Raw genomic sequence first — 24,776 nt, 5'->3', positions numbered from 1 at the left:
GCAAACTGCGTTGACGAACCGCTTGGGGGACGAGCAAGAGTGCTGTTCGGGCGAGATCGTGAACTAAAGAGTCTGACTGAGTTGCTCGATTCCACTGCGGCCGGCCGCGGTGGAATGGCCGTCATCACGGGGCCTGTGGTCGGCGGCAAGACCGCCGTCCTCCACGAGTTGGGCATGCGGTCCATCGCGGCGGGGGGCCGGCTGGTCAGAGCCAGATGCACGCCGGCGGAGCGATCGCTGGATTGGGGAGTCGCCGACCAGATCCTGGGCCGGGGGGCAGCGGAGCGGCTGACCGCTCACAGAGACGGCGACGCGGTCGAGGAGGTCTGTGTCTCCCTGTTCCAGATGGCCGAGGCGAACCCGGTCCTCCTGGCGATCGACGACGTGGATCTCGCCGATGATCCGTCCTTGCTGGCCATCCTGGCCATGGCGCCCCAGCTGGCGAACACCAGGATGATGATCGCCGTCACGATCTGCCTGGACCGGCCGCCGGCCCGGCTCCTCGATGTCGCCGGGACCTTGCTGCGACTGCCCGGCGTTCAGCTGGTTGAGCTGCCGCTCCTGCCCCGTCCGGCGGTCAGGCGGTTCGCCGCCGAGCATCTCGGGGCGGAGACGGCCGACCAGATCGCCGACGACCTCTACCGCTTCAGCGGCGGCAGCCCGCTGCTGGTCCGGGCGCTGATCGAGGATCAGGAAGCCGGCGCGCCCGGACTCGTGGTCGGCGACTCCTTCATGAGCGCGGTGGCCACCTGCGTTCACGGCTTCGAGCCGGAGGCCGTCCGCGTCGCGGAGGCGGTGGCCGTCCTCGGCGAGCACGCCACGCCGGACGCGGTGGACGAACTCGTGGGCATCGCTCCTCCTGCCGCGATGCGATCGATGGGGATGCTGGCGCGCGCCGGGCTCCTGGCCGGGGGGCGCTTCCGCCATGAGTCGGGGCGCCTGGCCGTACTCGGGCGCATGACCTCGTACGGCAGGATGGACATCCTCCGGCGGGCCGCGGAGATCGTCTATCGGCGGGGAGGCCCCTTGGCGGCCGTGGCCACGCACTTGCTGGAGGCGGGCTGGTCGGGTGAGGAGTGGGCTTACGACGTCCTCGTCGACGCGGGAAGGCAGGCGTTCCGCGAGGGTGATTTCGTCGCTGTCATGAAGTGCTTGCGGCTCGCCCTGGCGTCCGGCTGGGGAAAACCCGGCCGGCTGGACGTGAAGGTGATGCTCGCCGCGGCGGAGTGGCGCGTCGACCCGGCCGTGGCGGCACGTCACCTGCCCGATCTGCTCGACGCCGCGCGCTCGGGCGCGTTACGTGGCTCTCACGGGGTGGAGCTGTTCCGCCAGTTCCTCTGGTACGGCCGGTTCGCGGACGCGGGGGAGCTGATCGACCGGCTGAGGTCGACCGTCGCCGACAGGGACGCCGACGCATCCTTGATCGGGATGTGCCATGTCCACCCGGCACTTCTCGACAGATTACCCTGCTCCGCCCGCGGCTCGATGGGCCACACGATCGAGGACGCGCGACGCATTCTGCATCAAGCGGAGCCGACGGACGAAGCGATGGACAGGACCATCTCGGCCCTGATGGCTCTGCTGTCAGGGGGAGTGCTGGACGTGGCGGCCTCCTGCGAGACGCTCCTCAAGGAGCCGAGGGTGACGAAGGCGCCCACCTGGAGGGCGATCATCTCCGCCATCCGGGCAGAGGCGGCGTGGCGCAAGGGCGACCTCGCGGGGGCCGAGGCGCATGCGCAGGAGGCGCTGACCATCCTGCAGCCAAGCGGCTGGGGCGTCGCGATCGGTGCGCCACTCAGCACTCTGCTCCATGCCCAGACCGCGATGGGCCACCTCGATGACGCGAAGGCGACCTTGGAAGTGCCGATGCCCCGCGAGACGGCGGAGACCGCCTTCGGGATCGGCTACGAGCTTGCGAGGGCGCATTACCACCTGGTCACGGATCAGCCTCGCGCCGCTTTCGCCGGCTTCCAGGCGTGCGGGCAGGCGATCCAGCGATGGGGATGCAGCCTGTCCTACGTCTTCCCTTGGCGCCTCGGCGCGGCACGAGCGTGTCTGCAACTGGGCTGGCGTCGCAGGGCGGCCGATCTGGTCACGGCCCAGATCGTCAACACCGCCCCCGGTGACCTGCGAACGTACGGGATCGCCCTCCGTCTGCTCGCTCAGCTGAGCAAGCCCTGTCAGCGCCAGCGGTTGCTGATGGAGTCCGTGGACGCGCTCGAGACCGCCCAGGATCGCTACGAGCTGGCCCTTGCTCTCTCCGATCTCGCCGGGAGCTACCAGCTGAAGGGCGGCAAGCACGAGGCCCGGGCCTACTGGGTCCGGGCACAGGAGTTGGCCCGCGAATGCAACGCGAAGCCCTTGATGAGGAGGCTCGCCGCTGAGCACGATCATGCTGAGGCCGCACCGTTGAGCGGCGCCGAACGGCGAGTCGCTGTCCTCGCCGCCCGCGGGCACACGAATCGTGAGATCGCCAAGGTGCTCTACATCACGCGGAGCACAGTCGAACAGCACCTCACCAGGATCTACCGGAAGCTGAACATACAGACTCGCGGTGACCTGAGCGACCTCTTCGCCGCCGACATCGCGGAGGAGGCGACGACCACAGCCAGCCGCACGGCGTGAGGCGGTGAGTCTATGACGCGAGTCCGGGCCGTTCGGCGCGCCGCCTCGTGCGGCCCGGCTGTCGGCCCATGTCCTGGCCCATGCCGAGGTCACTGCTCAGTTCGCTCGTCGGTTCTGCGAAGGTCGCAGAGAAGGCGCCGGCAGCGTCGGTGGGGCGGGCAAAAAATTCACGGGAAGCCACGGACGGACTTCACCAGGTCGATGTGGTGCGTACCGGCTCGCCTCACACTCGTCTGATCATGCTGCGTGGCAACTCCGGCGTCTCAGGAGCGTTGAGATCTTTCGCCTGAGGCCGGCGCTGTTGCCGAGACGGAGGAGGGCTTCCCGTCTCCTCCGCCTGGGCTTTCCGAGGGTCTTCCTGAGAGGGGGATGGCTCAGGTCCGGCCGAGCAGGCGTTTCGTCGCCTCGTGGGCGCCGCTGACCAGCTCGTCGCGGGGGAAGCCGCTGCGCTTCTCGGCGGTCGGCTGGTTGCCGCCCGCGACCCAGACCGGGCCGTCCGCGAGGTGCTCAAGCCCTTCGCGGGCCACGTCGTCGGGCTCGGCGACGTTGAGTCCCGGCAGGTCCATCCGCAGGCCCGCCCGCTCCATGGCCGGGGTGCGGGTGACGCCGAGGACCAGTTCGAGCACGTGCACGCCGTACTCACGCAGCTCCAGCCACAGGCCCTCGGCGAAGACCCGGCTGAACGCCTTGGCGGCGGCGTAGATGCTCATGTGCGCCTGGCCCATGTAGCCCGCGAGCGAGCCGACCAGCATGATCCCGCCTCGGCCGCGCTCCTTCATCAGCGCGCCGAAGTGGTGCGACAGCGCGAGCTGGGCGGTGATGTTGAGGTCGATGACCCCCCGCACCCGGTCCAGGTCGGCGGTCACGAACTCGTTGCCGTAGCTGTTGGCTCCCGCGTTGAAGATCAGCAGGCCCACCTCGAGCCCGTCGGTCACCGAGCGGATGCCCTTGAGCGCGCCGGGGTCGAGCAGGTCGAGCTCGATGGTGCGCACCTCGACGCCCTTCGCCCTGATCCGCTCCGCGGTCTCCTCGAGCGGGCCCGGCTTGCGGGCGACGAGCACCAGGTTGACCCCGGCGTCGGCGAGCTGGTCGGCGAACGACGCGCCGACTCCCTCGGAGCCGCCCGCGATCACCGCCCACGGGCCGTACACGTTCTTGTCGATCATGAATGTTCTCTTCGTCCGATGCGTCGGATGCCTCCGACGCGTCTGATGGTGCGGGTCGGTGCGGCTGTGCCGGTCAGTTGTCCGGCACGGGGATCATGCCGTCCAACGCCGCCTGCCTGATCGATTCCCGCAGCGCCTCACAGGCGAGGAAGGCTTCGCCGTTCGGGCCGCCACGGGGGGCGGAGGCCCGCCGCTCCAGGCAGGCGCCGGCGGCCTCCACGCTCCACTGGACGCTGGTCTGCTGCCAGCTGGCCTTGCGCGCCTGCACGCCCGCGCCGCACTGCAGGCAGCGCACCGGCAGCATCGGCGCCCCGTCGGTCAGCCGGTTGTCCTGTCGCGCCGTCACCGCGACCGGTTCCCGTCACGGCGCCGCGGGCGGGCCTCTTCCCGGCTTCCTGCTCGGTGCATCTGTCCTCCTCGGGTTGTCCGGATCGGGAACCGCAGGTGCTGCGGGGGCGTCACCCCGGTTGCAGCACGCCGAAGTCGCCGATCTGGATGCTCATGGTGAAGGCGCGCGAGGAGATCCTCCAGACGCCGCCGTCGCGGACCCAGTGGTCGTCGTACTCGCCGATGCACTCGAAGAAGGCGTCCTCACGCTCGCCCGCGCCCCGGTGGTAGACCCTGGCGTAGGTGAGGGAGCGGGCGGCGTCGCCGTCGACCTCGACGCGGTGGTTGCCCAGCAGGTGCTGGGAGGGTCCGCAGCCGCCCAGGTGATCCCGGACGGTGGCGAGGATCGCCTCCGTGCCGTGCCTGCGGTAGGCGGTCGCGTCGGCGGTGAAGACGTCGCCGATCTGCGCCCAGTCCCGCTGGTCGAGCGCCTCCGCGAGCCGGTTGAGCTGCTCGATGATCTGGTGGCGGTCGTCCGTCACGCCGCGCCGCCGTCGAGGCTCGGCACCCCGCCCACGGCCTTGGCGCGGGCGAGGTTGTCCTCGACCTCCCGCTTCCACGCCTCGATCGGACGGGTGGTGTCCAGCTCGTACTCGAAGCGCTCGACCATCTCCGGCCTGACGTCGGCGACGTCCACGTAGAACTGCTCGTACCAGCGCCGCAGCTGGTAGACGGGCCCGTCCTCCTCGCACAGCAGCGGGTTGTCGATGCGCGTCTTGTTCTTCCAGATCTGCACGTCCTGCTCGAAGCCCTTGGCGATGAACTCCGCCATCTTCGCGGCCGTCTGCTCGGCGGCGTCGCCCTGCAGCTTGTCGCTGCGCTGCACGATCACGCCGTACTGCAGCACGAACGAGTTCTCGTCGATCGGGTAGTGGCAGTTGATCAGGACGGAGTCGATGTCCATCACGTCATAGTGGTAGGTCAGATCGTCGATCATGAACGACGGACCGTGGTAGGACGCGACGGAGGTGTTGCCGAGCATCTTCGGCTCGCCGTCCTTGGCGGGCGGGCGGACGTCCTCGCGGCCCTTGCCCTTCTGGTACTGCGTGGCGACGTGGCCCTCGAAGACGTTCTTGAAGAACGTCGGGAACGAGAAGTGGACGTAGAAGAAGTGCGCCATGTCCACCACGTTGTCGACGACCTCGCGGCAGTTGGCGTCGACCGTGATCTCGCTCCAGACCCAGTCGGTCCAGTCGTCGCGGGTGGCGCCCTCGATGCGGGGGATCGTGACGTCGGCGGGGGGCGGGTTGCCCTCGGGGTCGTTCCAGATGAACAGCATGCCGTCCTGGTCCAGGGTGGTCCACGCGGCGGTGCGGGCGCGCAGCGGAACACGCCGGGAGTACGGGATCTGCTTGCAGCGGCCGTCGCCGCCCCAGCGCCAGTCGTGGAACGGGCACGCGATCTCGTCGCCCTTGACGGTTCCCTGCGACAGGTCGCCACCCATGTGCCTGCAGTAGGCGTCGAGCACGTTGAGCTTGCCGTCGCCGCTCTGGAAGACCACAAGCTTCTGGCCGAACGCCTTGATGGAGTGGGGCTTGCCGTCCTTGAACCGTTCGGACAACCCCAGACAGTGCCAGCCCCTGGCGAAACGGGTGGGGGCGGCTTCGGCCTCGATGCCACGGACTCCGTCGTGCTCGGATTCGACTGCCGTCACGTTGACGCCATCCCTTCGGAACGTGGGTTCTCTCGACCTGAAAGGTAGGTCGGTGAGACCCGTGACCGAACCTGGAGTCCCATTGGTCGGGATGTTTCGGACAACTCCCCGTCGACGCGACGCACCATCGTGCTCTGTACCTGATGGACGAGCGCGACACGGAGAACGCAAACCATGAGCAACGAGGTGCTGGAATCGGTTCGCACACTGCTGCCGAACATCGCCGAACGGGCCCGGTCGACCGACGAGAACCGGCGCGTTCCCGAAGAGACGATCAGAGAGCTCACCCGCGCGGGCGTCTTCCGGATGCTGCAGCCCAAGAGGTACGGCGGCGCGGAGAGCGACCCGGTCGCCTTCTTCGAGGTCGTCCGGGAGATCTCCGGCGTCTGCGGCTCGACGGGCTGGGTGACCGGCGTCCTCGGCGTGCACCCGTGGCAGCTGGGCCTGTTCGCCGAGGTCGCGCAGGACGAGGTCTGGCGCGAGAACCCGGACACCCTGGTCTCCTCCTCCTACGCGCCCGTGGGACGGCTGACCCCGGTCGAGGGCGGCTACGAGCTGTCCGGGCGGTGGAGCTTCTCCTCCGGATGCGAGCACGCGTCATGGGTCCTGGTCGGAGGCCTGGTCGTGGGCGCCGAGGGCAGGCCGGTGGACTTCATGACCGTGCTGGTCCCCCAGACCGACTACAGGATCGAGGACGTCTGGGACGTGATCGGTCTGCGCGGCACCGCGAGCAACGACGTCATCGTCGAGCGGGCCTTCGTCCCCGGCTACCGGACGATGCGCAACTACGAGCAGGCGCAGCTGCGCGGCCCCGGGCAGAAGGTCAACACGGGGCCGTTGCACCGGATGCCGTTCGCGTCGGTCTTCACCTCCGCGATCACCGCGCCGGTGATCGGAACGGTCGCGGGCTGCTACCGCTCCTACATCACCGCGATGCGCGACAGGGTGCGGCTCAGTCTGGGCGGCGGCAGGTTCGCCGAGGACCAGTTCGCCCAGGTCGCGGTGGCCAGGGCGGCCTCCGAGATCGACGCCGCGATCCTGCAGAACGACCGCAACGTGCGCGAGGTCTACGAGCACGCCGTCAAGGGCGAGGAGATCCCGATGGAGCTGAGGTTGCGCACCCGCAGGGACCAGGTCCGCGGCACCGAGCGGGCGATCGAGGCGATCGACATCCTCTTCAAGATCGCTGGAGGGAACTCGCTCAGGCGCGGCAACCCCATCGAGCGCGCGTGGCGCGACGCCCACGCGGGCAGCGTGCACGTGGCCAACGACGTGGAGCGGGCCCTGGCGATGTACGGCAAGGGCGAGTTCGGCCTGACCGTCGAGGACAACCTCATCTGATCCCACCGGACCGGACCCGGGCCGGGCTGCCCCCGGGATCCGGTCCTGCCTGGCCCGAGAGGCCCGGCCCGGGATCGGGGGGCATCACGGGCCGGGGCCACCGGCCGGGGCCCGCGCGGCCACCGGAGCGCGAAGTCGGTGAGGTCGCCGGAGCGCCTGATCGCCCGAGCCTACGGCCGACACCCGGCGTATGGCCAGTGCCGCCAGCGCCAACACGCGCCGGGCCGGGCCCCGCTCCACCGGGCGGCGCACCTCATCGCGCGGCCATGTCCCGTACCGCGCGGTAGGAGAAGACCATCGCCGAGCCGATCGGGACGCCGGGGCCCGGATAGTGACGGCCCGCGAACGACGCGCTGGTGTTGCCCGCCGCGTACAGGCCGGGGATGGGCGCGTCCTGGCCGTCGAGGACCCTGCCGTCCTCGTCGGTCCGCAGACCGCCCTTGGTGCCCAGGTCGCTCAGCACGACGCGTGCGGCGTAGTACGGCGCCCTGTCGAGCGGGACCAGGCACGGGTTGGGGCCGCCGTGGGAGCGGTCGGCGAAGAACAGGTCGTAGGGGTCCTCACCCCGGTGGAAGTCCTCGTCGACGCCGAGGGCGGCGAAGCCGTTGAACCGCTCCACCGTCGCGGTCAGGGTCTCCTTCGGCACGCCGAGCAGCTCGGCCAGCTCCTCGACGGTCTCGGCCCTGACCCAGGTGCCCGAGGCCAGGTGCTCCTCCGCCGGGCGGCCGGGCAGCGAGATGGCGGGAAGGCCGCCGCCGAAGCGGGAGTCGAAGACGAGATGGGCGGGAACGCGGTCCGCCGCCGCGGCCATCTCGCGGCCCATCCTGTCGTAGGGGAGGGACTCGTTGGCGAAGCGCCTGCCGGAGGCGTCGACCATGATGCCGCCCCTGAAGCCCAGGGTGAAGGCGGCGGCCCCGTCCGGCTGCTCGACGCCGGGGCACCACCACGCCTGGTCCATCAGGTCGGTCGCGGCGCCGATCGCGACGGCGGCCTCGATCGGCTCCCCGGTGTTCGTGCCGCGGGGCGCCATCGTCCAGGCCGCCGCCCCGGGGACGCCGTTCCGCTCACGCATGGGACCGTTGCCCTCGAAGCCGCCCGCGGCCATGAGCACGCCTCGAGCCGCGCGGATCCGCACCGGGCCCTGCGAGGTCTCCGCCTCGACGCCGGTCACCCGTCCGTCCTCGATGACGAGTCCGGTCATGCGGGCGCCGGTGCGGACGAAACCGTTTCCCGTGCCGGTCAGCGCGAGCAGCAGCCGTCCGATCAGCGCCCGTCCCGCGGTCAGGGGACCCTCGGGATGGGGCTGCCCCGCCCGGTCGCGGTCGACGGAGGGACGCACCAGGGGCAGCAGGTCGCCGAGCCGGTCCGCGGGAAGGTCGAGCGGAACGAAGGAGCGCCCGGCGTCCATCCGCCCGGGGGCGTCGAAGTAGTCGGGGAAGGCCCGCCACTCGAACTCGATCGCCGGGTCGCGCTCAAGGAACTCGACGACCTCGGGGGCGGTCGTCAGGAAGGCCTCACGCCGTCGCGCCGTGTCCTCTCCGAGCAGCGCCCTGAGATAGGTGCGGGCCGATTCCGTGGAGTCCCCGATCCCCGCCCGTTCCTGCACCTGGCTGCCGGGCAGCCAGGCGGCCGATCCGGAGTAGGCGGAGGTGCCGCCGAGCAGCGGCGTCTTCTCCAGCACGAGGGTGCGCAGGCCGTCCGAGGCCGCCGCGAACGCGCCGGTCATGGCCCCGGCCCCGGATCCCACAACCACCACGTCGTACTCGTCGTCCCACAGCCCGGCGCTCGTCATGCCCTGTCCTCCTGTGCAGTCGCGGCCCGCCTCAGGCAACCGCAGCCCACGCCGGCGGTGGCTGTCCCGTCCCACTCACCGGTATCCGTAATTCACTTGTTCGCGCCTACCCCTGTGTATTGTTTTGTCGACATCGAACCCACTCTCCAGGGGAGACCGTGCCGAGAATCGCCGAGGTCAGACCGCCGGCCGAGCCGAGCTCGCCCGAGCAGCGCGCCCGGCATGTGCGCATCCTCAGGGCCGCGGCGAGAATCGCCGCGGAGAAGGGGCTCGAACGCGTCCAGATGCACGAGGTGGCCAGAGCCGCGGGTGTCGCGATCGGCACGCTGTACCGTTACTTCCCCTCCAAGACCCACCTGTTCACCGCGGTCCTGGCCGAGCAGATAGATCGTTTCAACGAGCTCGCCCCCCGCCCCAAGGAGGGCACGAGCCCGGAGGACGCGGTCTACGAGGTGCTGGTCAGCGCCTCCAGGCAACTGCTGAGCAGGCCCGCGCTGGCGATCGCGATGATGCAGTCGTCGAGTTCGGCCAACGCCGCCACGATCACCGACGCGGGCAGGATCGACAGCGCCTTCCGCGCGATCATTCTCAAGACCCTCGGGATCGACAACCCGACGGTCCAGGACATCACCCTGATCCGGCTCCTGGTGCAGTGCTGGTACGGCGGGCTGCAGGCCAGCCTCAACGGAAGGCTCTCCATGCCCGACGCGGAGGCCGACATCCGTCTCGCCTGCAGACTCCTGCTGGCCCCGCGCTCGAACGCGTCCGGGAGCTGATCCTCCCGGGCTCCCGCTGACCGGGATCCCTCCCCGCGCGCCGTGAGGCGTACGGATACCGTCGCGTCACCCCGGCGCCGACGCCTTCCCGGCGTGGCGCGCGGGACCGGCAGAAGACGCGGAGGACCCGACGCACATGGCACTGAACCGCTTCGACGGAGTGAAGGTCCTGCTCACCGGCGCGGGCTCGGGCATCGGGCGCGCGACCGCGCTCAGACTCGTCTCCGAGGGCGCGACGGTCTTCGCCGTCGACCTGGCGAAGGACGGCCTCGCCGAGACGGCGGGATCGGCGACGGGACCCGGCGGGATCGTCACGCACGCCGCCGACGTCTCCGACGAGCCCGCCGTCGTCGAGGCGGTGCGGGCCGCCGCGGCCGAGCTCGGCGGCATCGACGTCCTCGTCAACGTCGCGGGCGTCCACAAGGCCACGCCGATCGACACGCTGACCGTCGAGGACCTGCAGCGGCTCTTCTCCGTCAACCTCGTCGGCACGGCGCTGTTCTGCAGGGAGGCGCTGCGCCACCTGCCCGACGGGACCGGGGTGATCGTCAACGTCGCCTCGTCCGCGGCCGCGCACGGCAACCCGTACATGACGGCCTACTCCGCCTCGAAGGGCGCGGTGCTGGCGTTCTCGCTCAGCCTGGCCGCCGAGGTCGTCGGGCGCGGCATCCGGGTCGTGCCCGTCTCCCCGGGAACGGTCAGGACCCCGCTGACGAGCAACCCCGACGTGCTTCCCCGGGATCTCGACCTCTCCTACTACGGACGGATCCGCTCGCCGCTCGGCGCGGCGAGCCCCGAGCAGATCGCCGGGGTGATCGCGTTCGCGGCCTCGCGCGACGGCGGGTATCTCACCGGAGCGGAGATCCGTGTCGACGGCGGATCCCACACCTGACACGACTACCAGGAGCAACGACATGACACGTCGCATAGCGGTGAGCGGAACCGCCTCGGGCATCGGGCAGGCACTCGCGCGCCTGCTGCGCGAGCAGGGGGACGAGGTGATCGGCGTCGACCTCAGGGACGCCGAGGTGAACGCCGACCTCGCGACGCCGGAGGGGCGCGCGCACGCGGTCGCCTCCGTGCTGGAGCTGTCCGGCGGCGTGCTCGACGGCGTCGTCGCCTGCGCGGGCGTCTCGGGGCCGACCCCGCTGACCGTCCGGGTGAACTTCTTCGGGGTGACCGCCCTGCTCGACGGGCTGCGCCCGGCGCTCGCCGCCGCGGAGCGGCCGCGAGCCGCCGTGGTCGGCTCCATCGCTGGCATTCAGCCCGCGGACGACAACGTCGTCGAGGCCTGCCTCGACGACGACGAGCGGACGGCGCTGGCCCTGTCGGACGCGGCCGTCGAGCGGGGGGAGGGACGCAGGCTGTACCCGTCGTCGAAGACCGCGCTGGCCCGCTGGCTGCGCCGCGTCTCGATCACGCCCGAGTGGGCGGGCAACGGGATCCCGCTCAACGCGATCGCGCCGGGGGTCGTGCTCACGCCGATGTCCGCGCCCCTGTTCGAGGACGAGGCCATGCGGCAGGTCATGGACAAGGCCGTCCCCATGCCCCTGAACGGCTACGCGAGCGCCGAGGTGATCGCCGAGGCGCTGCGCTGGCTGGTCGCCCCGGCCAACTCCCACATGACCGGCCAGGTCATCTACGTCGACGGCGGCGCCGAGACCGTCCTGCGGGGCCCTGTTTATTAGCGACGCCTGGCGGCGTCGCAGGGCTTGGGCGCTACCGGGCCGGCGTCTTCCCTCGTCGCTCATCCGCTTCGCTCCTTCGCTCCTCAGTCCAGACACCGGCGCGCCCAAGCCAAAACCATTCCCGGTCGTACAGGAGGCTTGGGCGCGAGGAGCGGTCATCGGCGTGTCCACGTCGAAGCGGTCTGTTCCTTTCCGGCCGCCGTGAGACGAGAGAAAAGAGAGGCCGTCCAGCGGACGGCCTCTCTTTCGTGGGTCTCACCGGTGGCGTGTCACTTGGACGCGGCGGCGTTCTCGACTCCCGTGGTGTCGAGCTGGGCGACGCTGTAGGCGGCGTAGGTCTGGTACGGGCTGCGGCCGGTGAAGTACGGCGTGAGCTGCGCGTCGAACTCCTCGACGGAGAAGACGTTGTCAGCCGCGGTGAACTTCTGCTCGACGGTCGGGGCCGCCATGAGCGCGACCATGTCGCCGTAGACGACGAACACCTGGCCGTTGATCTCCTCGGAGGCGGGGGAGGCCAGGTAGCTGACGAACGTCCCGACGCGCTCGGGGGCCAGGATGTCCAGCCCGCCGTCGCCCTCGCCGCCGCCGAACACGTGCGCCGTCATGCCGGTGCGGGCCCGGGGGCAGATCGCGTTCGCGCGCACGCCGTACCTCGACAGGCCCTGGGCGGTCGACAGGGTCAGCGCGGTGATGCCCGCCTTGGCGGCCGAGTAGTTCGGCTGGCCGGGGGCGCCGAACAGGAACGCCTCGGAGGAGGTGTTGATGACCCGGCCGTAGACGGGGCCGCCCGCGGCCTTGCTCGCCGCACGCCAGTGCACGGCCGCCGCGCGGGACACCGCGGCGTGGCCCTTCAGGTGGACGTGGATGACGGTGTCCCAGTCGGACTCTGTCAGGTTGAACAGCATCTTGTCGCGGAGCACGCCCGCGTTGTTCACCAGGATGTCCAGGCCGCCGAAGGTCTCGACCGCGGCCTGGACAAGTCGCTCGCCCATGGACCACTCGCCGACGTCGCCGGTCACCGCGACGGCCTGGCCGCCGAGTTCCTTGATCTCGGCGACGACCTCGTCCGCGGCCTGTCCCATGTCGTTGACGACGACGTTCGCGCCGCGCTCCGCGAGCGCCAGCGCCTCACTGCGGCCAAGTCCCGCGCCCGCGCCGGTGACGATCGCCGTCCGGCCCTCCAGGCTGATGTTCGAACCCATGTTCCCGCTCCCGTTGTGCGCGCCGATCGATAGGAGTAAAAAACTAGTATGTATTCTAGTTTTGGCCAAGAGGTCAGTCCCGCTGAGTGGGGGTAGGAGAGATGGGTCCGCTAACGGGTTTCACCGTCGTGGAGATGGCCGGCATCGGTCCGGGGCCGTTCGCCGGGATGCTGCTCGCCGACCTCGGCGCCGACGTGATCCGCGTCGACAGGCCGAGAGCGGCCTCGTCGCCGGGCGCCGACGGGGCCGTGGAGGCCGACTCCGCCGACGTGACGTCCAGGGGGCGCAGGTCCGTCACGATCGACCTGAAGTCGCCGGAGGGCGTCGAGCTGGTGCTCAGGCTCGTCGAGAGGGCCGACGCGCTGATCGAGGGCTACCGGCCGGGCGTCATGGAGCGGCTCGGGCTCGGCCCGCAGGAGTGCCTGGCCCGCAACGGCCGCCTGGTCTACGGGCGGATGACCGGGTGGGGGCAGGACGGGCCGCTGGCCCACAGCGCGGGGCACGACATCAACTACATCTCGCTGTCCGGCGCGCTGTCGGCGATCGGTCGCGCGGGGCAGGCCCCGGTGCCGCCGTTGAACCTGGTCGGCGACTACGGCGGCGGCGCCATGCTGCTGGCGTGCGGCGTGCTCGCGGGCCTGCTCGCGGCCGGGCGGGACGGCGCGGGCCAGGTCGTCGACGCCGCCATGGTCGACGGCTCCGCCCTGCTGATGGCGCCGTTCTACGGAGCCCAGGCCATGGGGCGGTGGTCGGAGCGCGGCACGAACCTGCTCGACACCGGGGCGCCCTTCTACGACGTGTACGCCACCTCGGACGGCGGCCACGTCTCGGTCGGCCCGATCGAGCCGCAGTTCTTCGGACGGCTCCTGGGGCTCCTGGGGATCGCCGACCTCGACCCCGGCGCCCAGTACGACCCCTCGACCTGGCCCGCGCTGCGCGAACGGCTCGCCGGGGCGTTCGCGGAGAACACGCGCGACCACTGGCAGGAGGTGTTCACCGGAACGGACGCGTGCGTCGCGCCGGTGCTCTCCCTGGCGGAGGCGCCCGCGCACCCGCACAACGTCGCCCGCGCGACGTTCGTCTCGCGGGACGGCGTCGTGCAGCCCGCTCCCGCGCCGCGTTTCTCGCGCACGCCCGCCGAGATCCGGTCCTCGCCTCCGGTGATCGGCGAGCACACCCGTGAGGTGCTCGCCTGGATCGGTCTCGACGAGGCGGAGATCACCCGGCTCGGCGATGCCGGGATCACTCAGCGGGACTAGGCCATTGTGAAAAAGAAGAATTAATTCTAGCCTCCCGCCATGACGTTGAACCTGGCAACTCTGTATGAGGCCGTGGCCGCCGCGATCCCGGACCGGCCCGCCGTCGTCTGCGGTGACCGTCGGTTGAGCTTCTCCGAGCTCGACAGGCGCGCCGACGCCCTGGCTCACCACCTGAAGGCGGCGGGAGTCGGGCCGGGCGAGCACGTGGGCGTGCACATGCTCAACAGCGTCGAGTTCGTCGAAACGCTCCTGGCCTGCCTGAAGATCAGGGCGGTGCCGATCAATGTCAACTACCGTTACACCGACCGCGAGCTGCACTACCTGTACAACGACGCGGAACTGGTGGCCCTGGTCGTCGACGAGGAGTTCGCCCCCGCCGTTGCCAGGGTCGCTGGCGAATGCCCCACGTTGCGGCACGTCATCGTCCTGGAGGAGACGGCCTCCTCCGCTCAGCAGCCCGGCGGGACGGCCGAAGGGGACGCCCCGGCGGCCAAGACGGACCACGGCTCGGGCGCCTCGGCGACCTGGACGACGTACGGCTCGGCCATGCGGGCGCCCGAGCCCGATTCCGGTCCCGCAATGAACACGCGCACCGCGGACGACCACTACGTGCTCTACACCGGCGGCACCACGGGGATGCCCAAGGGAGTGGTCTGGCGGCACGAGGACTTCTACTTCGCGGCGCTGTCCGGCGGGAACCCCTTCGGCGCCCCGCATCAGAGCGCGGAGGCGCTGGCGCGGGCCGCCGCCGCGGGCACGGATACGGGCCCGATCTACCTGGTCACCGCTCCGCTCATGCACGGCGCGGCGAGCTACACCCTGCTCACCGCCCTGTTCAGCGGGTCGCTGGTCGTCCTGACGCGCCGTTTCGACCCCGTCGAGGTGTTGCGCCTGGTCGAGCGGGAGGCCACCTCCATCGTCACCGTCGTCGGCGACGCGATCGCGCGCCCGCTTCTCGACGCGGTCAGGGCGCACGGCTCCGACTACGACCTCAGCGCGTGGAAGGTGCTGGGCTCCGGCGGCGCGCTCCTGTCGCGCAGCGTGCGGCAGGAGGCGGTCGAACTGCTTCCCGGCATCTACGTCAACGACGGCTTCGGCGCGTCGGAGTCCGGCGTCGACGGCAGCCTCAGGGTCGGTGAGGACGGGCTCATGCGCCTCGCCCCCACCCCGAAGGTCGTCGTCGTCGACGAACGCCTCCGGCCGCTCGCCCCCGGCTCACCCGAGATCGGGTTCATCGCCAGGACCGGTCACGTCCCGCTCGGCTACTACAACGACCCGGAGAAGACGGCCAAGACGTTCCCCGTCATCGACGGGGTCCGCTGGGCCGTGCTCGGCGACATGGCCAGGGTCGAGGCGGACGGCAGCACCGTGCTGCTGGGACGCGGCTCCGGCTGCATCAACACCGGCGGCGAGAAGGTCTTCCCCGAAGAGGTCGAACAGGCGCTCAAGTCGCACCCCGCGGTGATGGACGCGCTCGTCGCGGGCGTGCCGGACGCGCGGTTCGGCGAGCGGGTGGGAGCCGTGGTCGAGGTGCGCGCGGGCGTCGCCGCACCCGACACGGAGGAGCTCAGAACGCACTGCCGCACGCAGGTCGCCGGATACAAGGTTCCGGCCCTGCTCACCGTCGTGCAGAGCATCGTGCGCTCGCCCAGCGGCAAGGCGGACTACCGCTGGGCCAAGCGCGTGCTGTCCGGCGAGACCAACTAACACAAGGACACGAGGAGAAGTCATGGCTGAGGCCGTCATCGTCGAGGCTGTGCGCACGCCGGTCGGCAGGCGCAGGGGCGTGCTGTCCGGTCTGCACCCCGCCGAGCTGCTCGGCGTCGCGCAGAAGGGCCTGCTCGAGCGCGCGGGCGTCGACCCCAGGGACGTCGGCCAGGTGATCGGCGGCTGCGTCACCCAGGCGGGGGAGCAGTCGAACAACGTCACCCGGCAGGCGTGGCTGCACACCGGCCTGCCGTACACCACGGCGTGCACCACGATCGACTGCGCCTGTGGGTCCTCCCAGCAGGCGGTTCACCTGGTCGCGGGCCTGATCGCCTCCGGCGCGGTCGACATCGGGATCGGCTGCGGCGTCGAGTCGATGAGCAGGGTCTTCCTCGGCCAGGCGCTCACCCCGGAGACCGGCAGCCCCTTCCCCGACAGCTGGTCGCTGGACATGCCCGACCAGTTCACCGCCGCCGAGCGGATCGCGAGCAGGCGCGGCATCACCCGCGCGGACGCCGACGCCTTCGGCCTCACCTCGCAGCGGCGCGCCGCGAGGGCCTGGGCCGAGGGCCGTTTCGACAGCCAGGTCCTCCCGGTCGAGGCGCCCGTGATCGGCCCCGAGGGGCCGACGGGCGAGACCGCGACCGTCACCCGCGACCAGGGGCTGCGTGAGACGACCCTCGAAGCCCTGGCGAAGCTGAACCCGGTGATCCCGGACGGCGTCCACACCGCGGGCAACGCCTCGCAGATCAGCGACGGGGCGGCGGCCGTGCTGCTGATGAGCGCGGAGCGGGCCGCCCGGCTCGGGCTGCGTCCCCGCGCGCGCATCGTCGCCTCCGGCATGGTCGGCTCCGACCCCTACTACCACCTCGACGGGCCGGTGCAGGCCACCGAGCACGTGCTCCGTACGGCCGGCATGTCGCTGTCCGACATCGACCTCGTCGAGATCAACGAGGCCTTCGCGTCCGTGGTGCTGTCGTGGGCACAGGTGCACAAGGCCGACATGGACAAGGTCAACGTCAACGGAGGGGCGATCGCCCTCGGACACGCGGTCGGCTCGACCGGCGCCCGTCTGATCACCCAGGCGCTGCACGAGCTGGAGCGGACCGGCGGCTCGACCGCCCTGGTCACCATGTGCGCGGGCGGCGCCCACTCCACGGCCACCATCATCGAACGGATCTGAGACGACCATGACCATTGGACTGACCCAGGAGCACCGCGACCTGCGTGACTCCGTGCGCGCCCTCGTCACCCGCCATGTGACGCCCGAGGTGGTCCGCAAGGCCGTGGACGCCAAGCGGGAGGAGCTGCCGTCGTTCTGGCCCGCCCTCGCCGAGCAGGGGCTGTTCGGCCTGCACCTGCCGGAGGAGTCGGGCGGCGTGGGCTACGGGTTGCTCGAGCTCGCCGTCGTGGTCGAGGAGCTCGGCCGCGCCATGGCGCCGGGGCCGTTCCTGCCGACGGTGCTGGCGAGCGCTGTCCTGCACCGCGCGGGGCACGAGCCGCTGCTGGCCGAGCTCGCGGAGGGGGCGAAGATCGGCGCGGTCGGTCTGAAGCCGGGAGACCTGGAGCTCACCCACGGTGACGCCGGTGAGATCACGGTCTCGGGTGTGTCCGAGCCGGTGCTCGGCGGTCACGTCGCCGACGTGTTCGTCCTGCCCGTCAGGGACGGCGGGAGCACGGCATGGGTGGTGCTGCCCAGGGCCTCGGTCGAGACGGTCGACCTGACCAGCCACGACCTGACCCGCAGGCTGTCCCGGGTCCGCGCGGCCGGCGTCGCCGTCGCCCCCGGCGACGTGCTGACCGGCCTCGGCGGGCACGACGTGCTCGACCTGGCCGCCACGCTGTTCGCCGCCGAGGCGTCCGGCCTGGCGGACTGGGCGACCACGACCGCCGCCGACTACGCCAGGGTGCGCGAGCAGTTCGGCCGCCCGGTCGGCCAGTTCCAGGGTGTCAAGCACCGCTGCGCCCGCATGCTGGCCCGTGCCGAGCAGGCCCGCGTCTGCGCCTGGGACGCCGCCCGCGCCGGCGACGCCGGAGCCGTCGAGGACCCCCGGGAGGCGTCGCTGGCCGCGGCCGTCGCGGGGGCGACCAGCGTCGAGGCGGCCTTCGCCACCGCGAAGGACTGCGTTCAGACCCTCGGCGGCATCGGTTTCACCTGGGAGCACGACGCCAGCCTCTACCTGCGCAGGTCCCAGACGCTGCGGATCCTGCTGGGCTCGACCGCCTCGTGGCGGCGCAGGGTGGCCCGTCTCACCCTGGACGGCGCCCGCCGCAGGCTCGGCGTCGAGCTGCCCGCGGAGGCCGAGCGGATCCGCGCCGAGGTACGGGCCGAGCTGGAGCCCGCCAAGGGCCTGGAGGGCGCCGAGCGCCTGACCTACCTCGCCGAGCACGGCTACACCGCTCCGCACCTGCCCGCCCCCTGGGGCAAGGGCGCCGACGCAGTCTCCCAGCTGGTGATCGCCGAGGAGATGCGCGCGGCCCGGCTCCGCGCCGTCGACATGATCATCGGCAACTGGGTCGTGCCGACCCTGATCACCCACGGCAGCCCCGAGCAGCTCGAGCGGTTCCTGCCGGCGTCGCTGCGCGGCGACATCGTGTGGTGCCAGCTGTTCAGCGAGCCGGGCGCGGGATCCGACCTGGCCGGCCTGTCCACCCGTGCGGAGAAGGTCGACGGCGGCTGGAAGGTCACCGGGCAGAAGGTCTGGACCTCCATGGCCCGCGAGGCGCAGTGGGGAATCCTGCTGGCCCGCACCGACGTCTCCGCCCCCAAGCACAAGGGCCTGTCCTACTTCCTGCTCGACATGTCCAGCCCCGGCATCGACATCAGGCCGCTGCGCGAGCTGACCGGCGAGAACCTGTTCAACGAGGTGTTCTTCGACGACGTCTTCATCCCCGACGAGATGCTCGTCGCCGGGCCCGGCGACGGCTGGAAGCTCGCCCGCACCACGCTGGCCAACGAGCGCGTCTCGCTCTCGCACGACTCCTCGCTCGGCAGCGGCGGAGAGGCGCTGCTCGACCTCGCCAAGGCCTCGCCCGAGGACACCGACGACGAGCGGCTGAGCACGCTCGGCGGCATCCTGTGCGACGCCCAGTCCGGCGGGCTGTTCGGCCTGCGCACCACGATCAGGTCCCTGACCGGGCAGCAGCCGGGCGCGGAGTCCAGCATCGCCAAGCTGATCGGCGTCGAGCACATCCAGCAGGTCTGGGAGACCGCGATGGACTGGGCGGGCGCGGAGGCTCTGACCGGGGAGGGCGGCGGACGCGACAACGCCACCTGGATGTTCCTCAGCTCCCGGTCCATGTCGATCGCCGGAGGCACCACCGACGTGCAGCTCAACATCATCGGCGAGCGTCTGCTCGGCCTGCCCCGCGACCCCGAGCCCGTCCCCGCCAAGGCCTGACGGCCCCTGCCCCGTCATCAGAAAGAAGATCTCATGAGCAGCAGGACGTTCGTCATCGGCGTCGGCATGACCAAGTTCGAGAAGATCGAGACCCGTGACTGGGAGTATCCGGACATGGTCGTCGAGGCCGTCGGCAACGCGCTGGCCGACGCCGGGATCGAGTACTCCGCCGTGCAGCGCGCCGCCGTCGGCTACGTGTTCGAGCAGTCGGCCGCAGGCCAGCGGGCCCTGTACGACGTCGGCCTGACCGGCATCCCGGTCGTCAACGTCAACAACAACTGCGCGACCGGCTCCACGGCGCTGATGCTGGCCAGGGAGTGGGTCCAGTCGGGCCTGGCCGACGTGGCCCTCGCGGTCGGCTTCGAGAAGATGACCAGGGGCGCGCTGTCGCCGGGGGCGGGCGGGATGCCCAAGGTGACCCCGCTCGACCGGCACCTGAAGGTGCTGATGGCCAATCGGGGCTGGGCGAACTCCCCGATGACCGCCCAGTTCTTCGGCAACGCCGCCCGCGAGCACATGGAGAGGTACGGCACGACCGCCGAGCAGATCGCGGCCGTCGCGGTGAAGAACCACCGGCACTCGGTGAACAACCCCTACGCGCAGTTCCGCGACGAGTACACCCTCGAGCAGGTCATGGGCGACAAGCCGATCCACGAGCCGCTCACCCGGTCGCAGTGCTCGCCGACCTCCGACGGGGCGGGCGCGGCCGTCGTCGTCAGCGAGCGGTTCGTCCGCGAGCACGGCCTGCAGGACAGGGCGGTCGAGATCCTGGCCCAGACGCTCGTCACCGACACCGGTGAGGCGTTCGAGACCGGGTCCGACATCGACGTGGTGGGCGCGCCGATGACCCGCGCGGCGGCGGAGCGGGTCTTCGCCGCCGCGGGTCTCACGGTCGGGGACGTCGACGTGATCGAGCTGCACGACTGCTTCTCGATCAACGAGATCCTCACCTACGAGGGCCTGGGCATGTGCGCGGAGGGCGAGGGCGGCAAGCTCGTCGAGTCGGGCGCCACGACGTACGGCGGCAGGTGGGTCGTCAACCCCTCGGGCGGCCTGATCTCCAAGGGACACCCGCTGGGGGCGACGGGCCTGGCCCAGTGCGCCGAGCTGACCTGGCAGCTGCGCGGCGAGGCGGGCGCGCGCCAGGTCGACGGCGCGAAGGTCGGCCTGCAGCACAACCTCGGTCTCGGCGGCGCCTGCGTGGTGACCCTGTACGGCGCGGGCACCCTGGACCAGGAGGGCTGAGAAGATGCCGATCGACCTTCGGAAGGCTCTCGGAGCCGGCCCCTCGGTGTCCGAGATCGCCTGGACCCGGCGGGACGTGTTGCTGTACCACCTGAGCCTGGGAGCGGGCACGGGCGCCGACCCCGAGCTGTCCTACACCTACGAGCGCGGGCTGCGGGTGCTGCCGACCTTCGCGATGGTCGCGGGCCAGGGCCTGTCGGCGGGCGACGGGCCGCCCACGGCGATGTCCATGCCCGGCATCGACATCGACCTGCGCAGGATCCTGCACGCGGGCCAGGGGCTGACGGTGCACAGGCCGCTGCCCGCCTCGGGGACCGCCGTCGTCAGCTCGCGCGTGGCGGACGTCTGGGACAAGGGCAAGGCCGCGATGATCGTCATGGAGCAGTCGGCCGCGGACGCCGACGGCGACCCGCTGTGGACCGCGACCATGCAGATCTGGGCGCGCGGCGAGGGCGGTTTCGGCGGCGAGCCGGGGCCCGACTCCTCGTGGTCGGCCCCCGGGCGGGAGCCCGACCTCGTGCTCGACTCCCCGACCGACGCCCGGCAGGCGCTGCTGTACCGGCTCAACGGAGACCTCAACCCGCTGCACGCCGACCCCGAGTTCGCGAGGGCGGCGGGGTTCGACCGTCCGATCCTGCACGGCCTCGCGTCGTACGGCATCGTCGCGAAGGCGATCGTGGACGGGGTCCTCGACGGCGACGTGGCGAGGCTGACCGGCCTTTCCGTACGGTTCGCCGGGTCGCTGCAGCCCGGCCAGACCATCAGGACCACGGTGTGGCGCGAGGGAGACCTGCTGACGCTGCTGTCCACCTGCCCGGAACAGGACGGCGCCCCCGTGCTGACCCACGCCACGGCCACGGTCGCGCCATGACCGCGCGTCCCACCGGCGGCGGCGAAACTGGTGACATGACCACACATCCGACATATCCGACCGGTGGTGGCGAGGAGAGCGGCGACATGACCACGCACGAGAACGGACAGACCGACCAGGCAGGCCAGACCGAGCGGCCGGTCGCGCTGACGGCCACCGCGAACAACAAGGGCGTGGACGCGGCGGTCGCCGCGGCCCGCCGGGTGATCGCGTCGCTGCTGCACGCCGGTGACGGCTCCTCGGCCGAGATGGCCAGGATCGCCGAGCAGCTGAACGCCGTCGCCGACCACCTGGACCAGCACGCTCCCGCCGTCGAGGAGCGGATGGTCGACATGTGGAAGGGCGAGGGCGTGACCAGGCACGACCCGGTCACGGGCCCGGAGAACGCGATCGCGCCGCCGCTTCCGCTCGCGGGCAGGGACGACGGCTCGATCGAGGGGGTCGTCGTGCTGGGCATGCCGTACCAGGGGCCGCCCGGATGCGTGCACGGCGGCGTCTCCGCGCTGCTGCTCGACCACACGCTCGGCGTCGCCAACCACTGGGCGGGCGTCTCCGGGATGACCGCGGAGCTGACGCTGCGCTACCACCGGCCGACCCCGCTGTTCGAGCCGCTGACCGTGACGGGCAGGCAGGTCTCCGTCGACGGGCGCAAGATCCGCACCACGGGGACGATCTCGGCGGGCGGGAAGGTGTGCGTCAGCGCGGAAGGGCTGTTCATCGCCAAGCACCTGCCGCGCCCCCGCTGACGGTCTGACGGCCGGCGGCCGGACGGTCCACATACGAGAGAACCCCGCCCTCGGGCGGGGTTCTCGCTTTTCCGGCTCAGTGAGCGCCGGGGGTGTCGTCCACGGAGAGCTCTACCTCGCGACGGATCACCTTCCCTGTGGCGTTCCTGGGCAGGCTCTCCTGGGTGATCCGCCACCGGGACGGGACCTTGAAGTAGGCCAGCTCCTGCTGGGTGTACGCCCTGAGATCCTCCTCGCTGACGGGCCTGCCGTCGGTGACGACGACCGCCATGATCTCCTGGCCCAGGTCGGAGTGCGGCACGCCGATCACGATGCACTCCTGGACGCCGGGGTACTCCGCCAGCACGTTCTCGATCTCGGCGGGGTAGACGTTCTCGCCGCCGCGCAGGATCAGGTCGGAGCGCCTGGTGGTCAGGCGCACCCGTCCCTGCTCGACCATGCCGATGTCGCCGGTGTGCAGCCACCGGTCCTCGTCGATCGCCCGCGCGGTCGCCTCGGGGTCCTGCCAGTAGCCGAGCATGTTGAACGGGCTGCGGACGCAGATCTCGCCCTCCTCGCCCTCGGGGAGCGCGTTGCCCTCGAAGTCGCGGATCTCCAGCCGCACGGTCGTGATGGGACGGCCCAGCGTTCCCGGGGACTCCGCGAGGTCCTGCGGCGTCGCCGCGGCTATGGCGGTCGACGACTCGGTCAGGCCGTAGCTGTCGACCAGGGCCTGCTCGGCGATCGGCAGCGCCTTGCGCAGCCGTTCCTTGAACGCGGGGGAGGAGGGCGCGGACGCCAGGGAGAAGGCGCGCAGCGAGGAGAGGTCGTACTTCGACAGGTCACCGTGCTCGATCAGCCGGTTGGCCATGGTCGGCACGGCTCCCCAGTTGGTGACGCGCTCCTTCTCGATCAGCCGCAGCACCCTGTCGACGTCGAAGGCGCCCTGGTGCATGACCACCGCGCTGCCGTTCGCCAGGCGGGGCACCGCCAGGTTGTGCAGGCTCGCGATGTGGAACAGCGGCAGCGCCAGCAGGTAACGCCTGCTCGCCGGGTCGGTCGGGTCGCCGAACTCGCGGGCCAGGGCGTCGTTCATCCGGTGGTACTGGACGACCGAGGTCAGGTTCCGGTGCGAGTGCACCGCTCCCTTGGGGCGGCCCGACGTCCCGCTGGTGTAGAGGATGACCGCGGGGTCGTCCTCGGCGGCCTCGGAAACGGGCAGGGCGGCGTCCGGGTGCAGGCGGCTCAGCCGCGGGACGTCCTCCTCCAGGGTCAGGACGACCGGGCCGTTCTCACCTGTCTCCCCGATCAGCGCGGCACGCTTGGCGTCCGCGATGACGACCTTCGGAGTGGTGTGCCCCAGGGCGTACTCGATCTCGCGGCGCGACCACCACGCGTTGTAGCCGACCGCGATCGCGTCGACGGCGACGGTCGCCCAGAAGGAGACGATCCAGCCGGGGGAGTTCGCGGCGTCGATGGCGACGCGGTCGCCCCTGCGCACGCCGTACTCCTCGCGGAGCGCCTTCGCCAGCGACGCCACCTGGGCCGCGTGGCCGGTGAAGCTCAGCCGCTCGTTCGCGGTCACGATGTAGTCGTCGTCGCCGAACCCGACCGATGCGGCGAGCATCTCGCCGAGGTTCCGTGGGCGGTTTCTGAAGACCTGCATCCGCGAGCCGAGGACCTCCTCCTCGGCCAGTTCGAACTCACCGCCGGGGCCGGTCAGGCGAGTCATGATCTCCATCGCTGCCGTTCTCGGATCTGTGGATGTGGCCATCGATTCTCTTTCGTCCCACCACGCTCGTCCCGCCGTGCGACGAGGGCGTCACACGGCGTGCGTCTGCCTGACCGCCCATTCTGGTCGTCGTGTGTGGCGCTGAACAGGTCTTCCCACTGACCGGGACCGCGCTGTCATGGCGATCTTCCTCACCGGGAGCACTTGTTCCCGGTGAGCGGGACTTCCCGTTTGGAGTGGGCCGGGTCACATCACTATTGCCGTCAATCAGGCCACGGCGAAACGGGAGAGTGATGGGCAGCCTCAAGGGAAAAGTCGCGATCGTGACCGGTGCGGGCCAGGGCGTGGGCCAGGGCATCGCGCTCGCCCTGGCCGGGGAGGGCGCGTCCGTCGCGGTCCTCGGCCGGACCATGGCGAAGCTGGAGACGACCTGCGACCTGCTCCGCGAGCGCGGGGCCGAGGCCGAGGCCTTTCTGTGCGAGGTGAGCGACACCGAGGCCGTCCGGGCCGTCGTCACCGAGGTGGTCTCCCGTTTCGGCGGGGTCGACATTCTCGTCAACAACGCCTACGCGGGCTCCTACGGCCCGCTGCTGTCGATGAGCGACGCCGACTTCCAGAAGGGATTCCTGACCGCCCCCTTCGCCGCCTTCGCCTTCATGACCGCCTGCCACCCGCACATGAAGCGGCGCGGCGGCGGCAACATCGTCAACCTCGTCAGCTCGGCCATGGTCCGCTGGGATCCGGCGACCTACGGCGCGTACGCCGCGGCCAAGCAGGCTCTGCGGTCGCTGACCAGGACGGCCGCCGCGGAATGGGGCGCGGACGGCATCCGCGCCAACTCCATCGCCCCGCACGCGCTCTCACCCGGGCTCAAGCGGTGGATGGAGGCCAAGCCCGCGGAGGCCGAGGAGTTCTGCAGGCAGATCCCGCTCGGCTACGTCGGTGACTGCGAGCAGGACATCGGGCAGGCCGTGGTCGCGCTCGTCGGTCCCGGCATGCGGTACCTCACCGGCGCGACCCTGCCGCTCGACGGCGGTCAGGCCTACTTCGGATGACACCCGGGACGCCCGGGAGCGGCGCCTCGCGTCAGGCCCCGGCCCCTGTCTCTGACGGGGCCCCGGCCCTGCGTTCCTGACGGCGCCTCGCTTGCGAGCCGGCCCCACCCCCCAAAGACCCTGCCGCCGCCTGGCGGTCAGTGAAAGGAG

General features: G+C 71.1%; 20 protein-coding genes. 13 read left to right on the top strand and 7 right to left on the bottom strand.

Annotated elements, in window-relative coordinates; genetic code table 11:
• The first annotated feature begins 39 nt into the window (after positions 1 to 39).
• The gene (locus PKF00_RS09760) at positions 40 to 2,625 is read left to right on the top strand and encodes a helix-turn-helix transcriptional regulator (RefSeq protein WP_271217088.1); all 2,586 of its coding nucleotides are present in this window, start codon (positions 40 to 42) and stop codon (positions 2,623 to 2,625) included.
• A gap of 374 nt (positions 2,626 to 2,999) precedes the next feature.
• Here the strand turns inward: PKF00_RS09760 and PKF00_RS09755 are convergent, their stop codons facing one another.
• From PKF00_RS09755 to PKF00_RS09740, 4 genes are all read right to left on the bottom strand, one after another.
• Positions 3,000 to 3,791, bottom strand: a complete 792-nt coding sequence (locus PKF00_RS09755; RefSeq protein WP_271217087.1) for an SDR family NAD(P)-dependent oxidoreductase — start codon at positions 3,789 to 3,791, stop codon at positions 3,000 to 3,002.
• A gap of 73 nt (positions 3,792 to 3,864) precedes the next feature.
• Entirely contained in the window at positions 3,865 to 4,137 is a 273-nt protein-coding gene (locus PKF00_RS09750; RefSeq protein ID WP_271217086.1) for a ferredoxin, read from the bottom strand.
• Between the two features lie 112 nt (positions 4,138 to 4,249).
• Positions 4,250 to 4,660, bottom strand: a complete 411-nt coding sequence (locus tag PKF00_RS09745; protein WP_271217085.1) for a nuclear transport factor 2 family protein — start codon at positions 4,658 to 4,660, stop codon at positions 4,250 to 4,252.
• Positions 4,657 to 5,832, bottom strand: a complete 1,176-nt coding sequence (locus tag PKF00_RS09740) for a 3-ketosteroid-9-alpha-monooxygenase, oxygenase component (protein WP_271217084.1) — start codon at positions 5,830 to 5,832, stop codon at positions 4,657 to 4,659. Before PKF00_RS09740 ends, PKF00_RS09745 begins: the two co-directional genes overlap by 4 nt.
• A 174-nt stretch (positions 5,833 to 6,006) precedes the next feature.
• On the opposite strand from PKF00_RS09740, the gene hsaA reads away from it, so the two are divergent.
• Positions 6,007 to 7,173: a 3-hydroxy-9,10-secoandrosta-1,3,5(10)-triene-9,17-dione monooxygenase oxygenase subunit gene (gene hsaA / locus PKF00_RS09735; protein WP_271217083.1), complete on the top strand. Its 1,167-nt coding sequence runs from the start codon at positions 6,007 to 6,009 to the stop codon at positions 7,171 to 7,173.
• 253 nt (positions 7,174 to 7,426) lie between these two features.
• Here hsaA and PKF00_RS09730 read toward each other — a convergent pair whose 3' ends face one another.
• Positions 7,427 to 8,965 carry an FAD-dependent oxidoreductase gene (locus PKF00_RS09730; RefSeq protein ID WP_271217082.1) on the bottom strand — a complete coding sequence of 513 codons (1,539 nt, stop codon included), beginning with the start codon at positions 8,963 to 8,965 and terminating at the stop codon, positions 7,427 to 7,429.
• 158 nt (positions 8,966 to 9,123) lie between these two features.
• Here PKF00_RS09730 and PKF00_RS09725 point away from each other — a divergent pair, with 158 nt between their 5' ends.
• The 3 genes from PKF00_RS09725 (at position 9,124) to PKF00_RS09715 (ending at position 11,429) form a co-directional block, all read left to right on the top strand.
• On the top strand, positions 9,124 to 9,741 hold the full coding sequence (locus tag PKF00_RS09725; RefSeq protein WP_271217081.1) for a TetR/AcrR family transcriptional regulator: 618 nt from the start codon (positions 9,124 to 9,126) through the stop codon (positions 9,739 to 9,741).
• A gap of 136 nt (positions 9,742 to 9,877) precedes the next feature.
• Entirely contained in the window at positions 9,878 to 10,633 is a 756-nt protein-coding gene (locus tag PKF00_RS09720) for an SDR family NAD(P)-dependent oxidoreductase (protein ID WP_271217080.1), read from the top strand.
• 22 nt (positions 10,634 to 10,655) lie between these two features.
• The gene (locus tag PKF00_RS09715; protein WP_271217079.1) at positions 10,656 to 11,429 is read left to right on the top strand and encodes an SDR family oxidoreductase; all 774 of its coding nucleotides are present in this window, start codon (positions 10,656 to 10,658) and stop codon (positions 11,427 to 11,429) included.
• A gap of 269 nt (positions 11,430 to 11,698) precedes the next feature.
• Here PKF00_RS09715 and PKF00_RS09710 read toward each other — a convergent pair whose 3' ends face one another.
• A complete protein-coding gene (locus PKF00_RS09710) occupies positions 11,699 to 12,631 on the bottom strand; it encodes a 3-oxoacyl-ACP reductase (RefSeq protein ID WP_271217078.1) in 933 nt (310 codons plus the stop codon).
• Between the two features lie 101 nt (positions 12,632 to 12,732).
• On the opposite strand from PKF00_RS09710, the gene PKF00_RS09705 reads away from it, so the two are divergent.
• From PKF00_RS09705 to PKF00_RS09675, 7 genes are all read left to right on the top strand, one after another.
• Entirely contained in the window at positions 12,733 to 13,890 is a 1,158-nt protein-coding gene (locus PKF00_RS09705; RefSeq protein WP_271217077.1) for a CaiB/BaiF CoA transferase family protein, read from the top strand.
• Between the two features lie 39 nt (positions 13,891 to 13,929).
• Complete coding sequence (locus PKF00_RS09700; protein WP_271217076.1) at positions 13,930 to 15,597, top strand: acyl-CoA synthetase; 1,668 nt, start codon at positions 13,930 to 13,932, stop codon at positions 15,595 to 15,597.
• 22 nt (positions 15,598 to 15,619) lie between these two features.
• Positions 15,620 to 16,780, top strand: a complete 1,161-nt coding sequence (locus tag PKF00_RS09695; RefSeq protein ID WP_271217075.1) for a steroid 3-ketoacyl-CoA thiolase — start codon at positions 15,620 to 15,622, stop codon at positions 16,778 to 16,780.
• A gap of 7 nt (positions 16,781 to 16,787) precedes the next feature.
• Positions 16,788 to 18,998 carry an acyl-CoA dehydrogenase family protein gene (locus tag PKF00_RS09690; RefSeq protein ID WP_271217074.1) on the top strand — a complete coding sequence of 737 codons (2,211 nt, stop codon included), beginning with the start codon at positions 16,788 to 16,790 and terminating at the stop codon, positions 18,996 to 18,998.
• Positions 18,999 to 19,031: 33 nt separating this feature from the next.
• Positions 19,032 to 20,243, top strand: coding sequence for a lipid-transfer protein (locus PKF00_RS09685; protein WP_271217073.1), 1,212 nt, complete (start codon positions 19,032 to 19,034; stop codon positions 20,241 to 20,243).
• Positions 20,244 to 20,247: 4 nt separating this feature from the next.
• Positions 20,248 to 21,114, top strand: a complete 867-nt coding sequence (locus PKF00_RS09680) for a MaoC/PaaZ C-terminal domain-containing protein (RefSeq protein ID WP_271217072.1) — start codon at positions 20,248 to 20,250, stop codon at positions 21,112 to 21,114.
• 86 nt (positions 21,115 to 21,200) lie between these two features.
• On the top strand, positions 21,201 to 21,860 hold the full coding sequence (locus PKF00_RS09675; RefSeq protein ID WP_271217071.1) for a PaaI family thioesterase: 660 nt from the start codon (positions 21,201 to 21,203) through the stop codon (positions 21,858 to 21,860).
• A gap of 76 nt (positions 21,861 to 21,936) precedes the next feature.
• Here the strand turns inward: PKF00_RS09675 and casG are convergent, their stop codons facing one another.
• Entirely contained in the window at positions 21,937 to 23,613 is a 1,677-nt protein-coding gene (gene casG, locus PKF00_RS09670; protein WP_486389270.1) for a steroid-24-oyl-CoA synthetase, read from the bottom strand.
• 251 nt (positions 23,614 to 23,864) lie between these two features.
• On the opposite strand from casG, the gene PKF00_RS09665 reads away from it, so the two are divergent.
• A complete protein-coding gene (locus PKF00_RS09665; RefSeq protein ID WP_271217069.1) occupies positions 23,865 to 24,626 on the top strand; it encodes an SDR family NAD(P)-dependent oxidoreductase in 762 nt (253 codons plus the stop codon).
• The last annotated feature ends 150 nt before the right edge of the window (positions 24,627 to 24,776 follow it).

The sequence above is a fragment of the Streptosporangium carneum genome (assembly GCF_027922005.1).
GTDB classification, from domain to species: domain Bacteria; phylum Actinomycetota; class Actinomycetes; order Streptosporangiales; family Streptosporangiaceae; genus Streptosporangium; species Streptosporangium carneum.
Note: the sequence above shows the minus strand (reverse complement) of the source record. Positions and strands in the feature narration are given on the sequence as shown.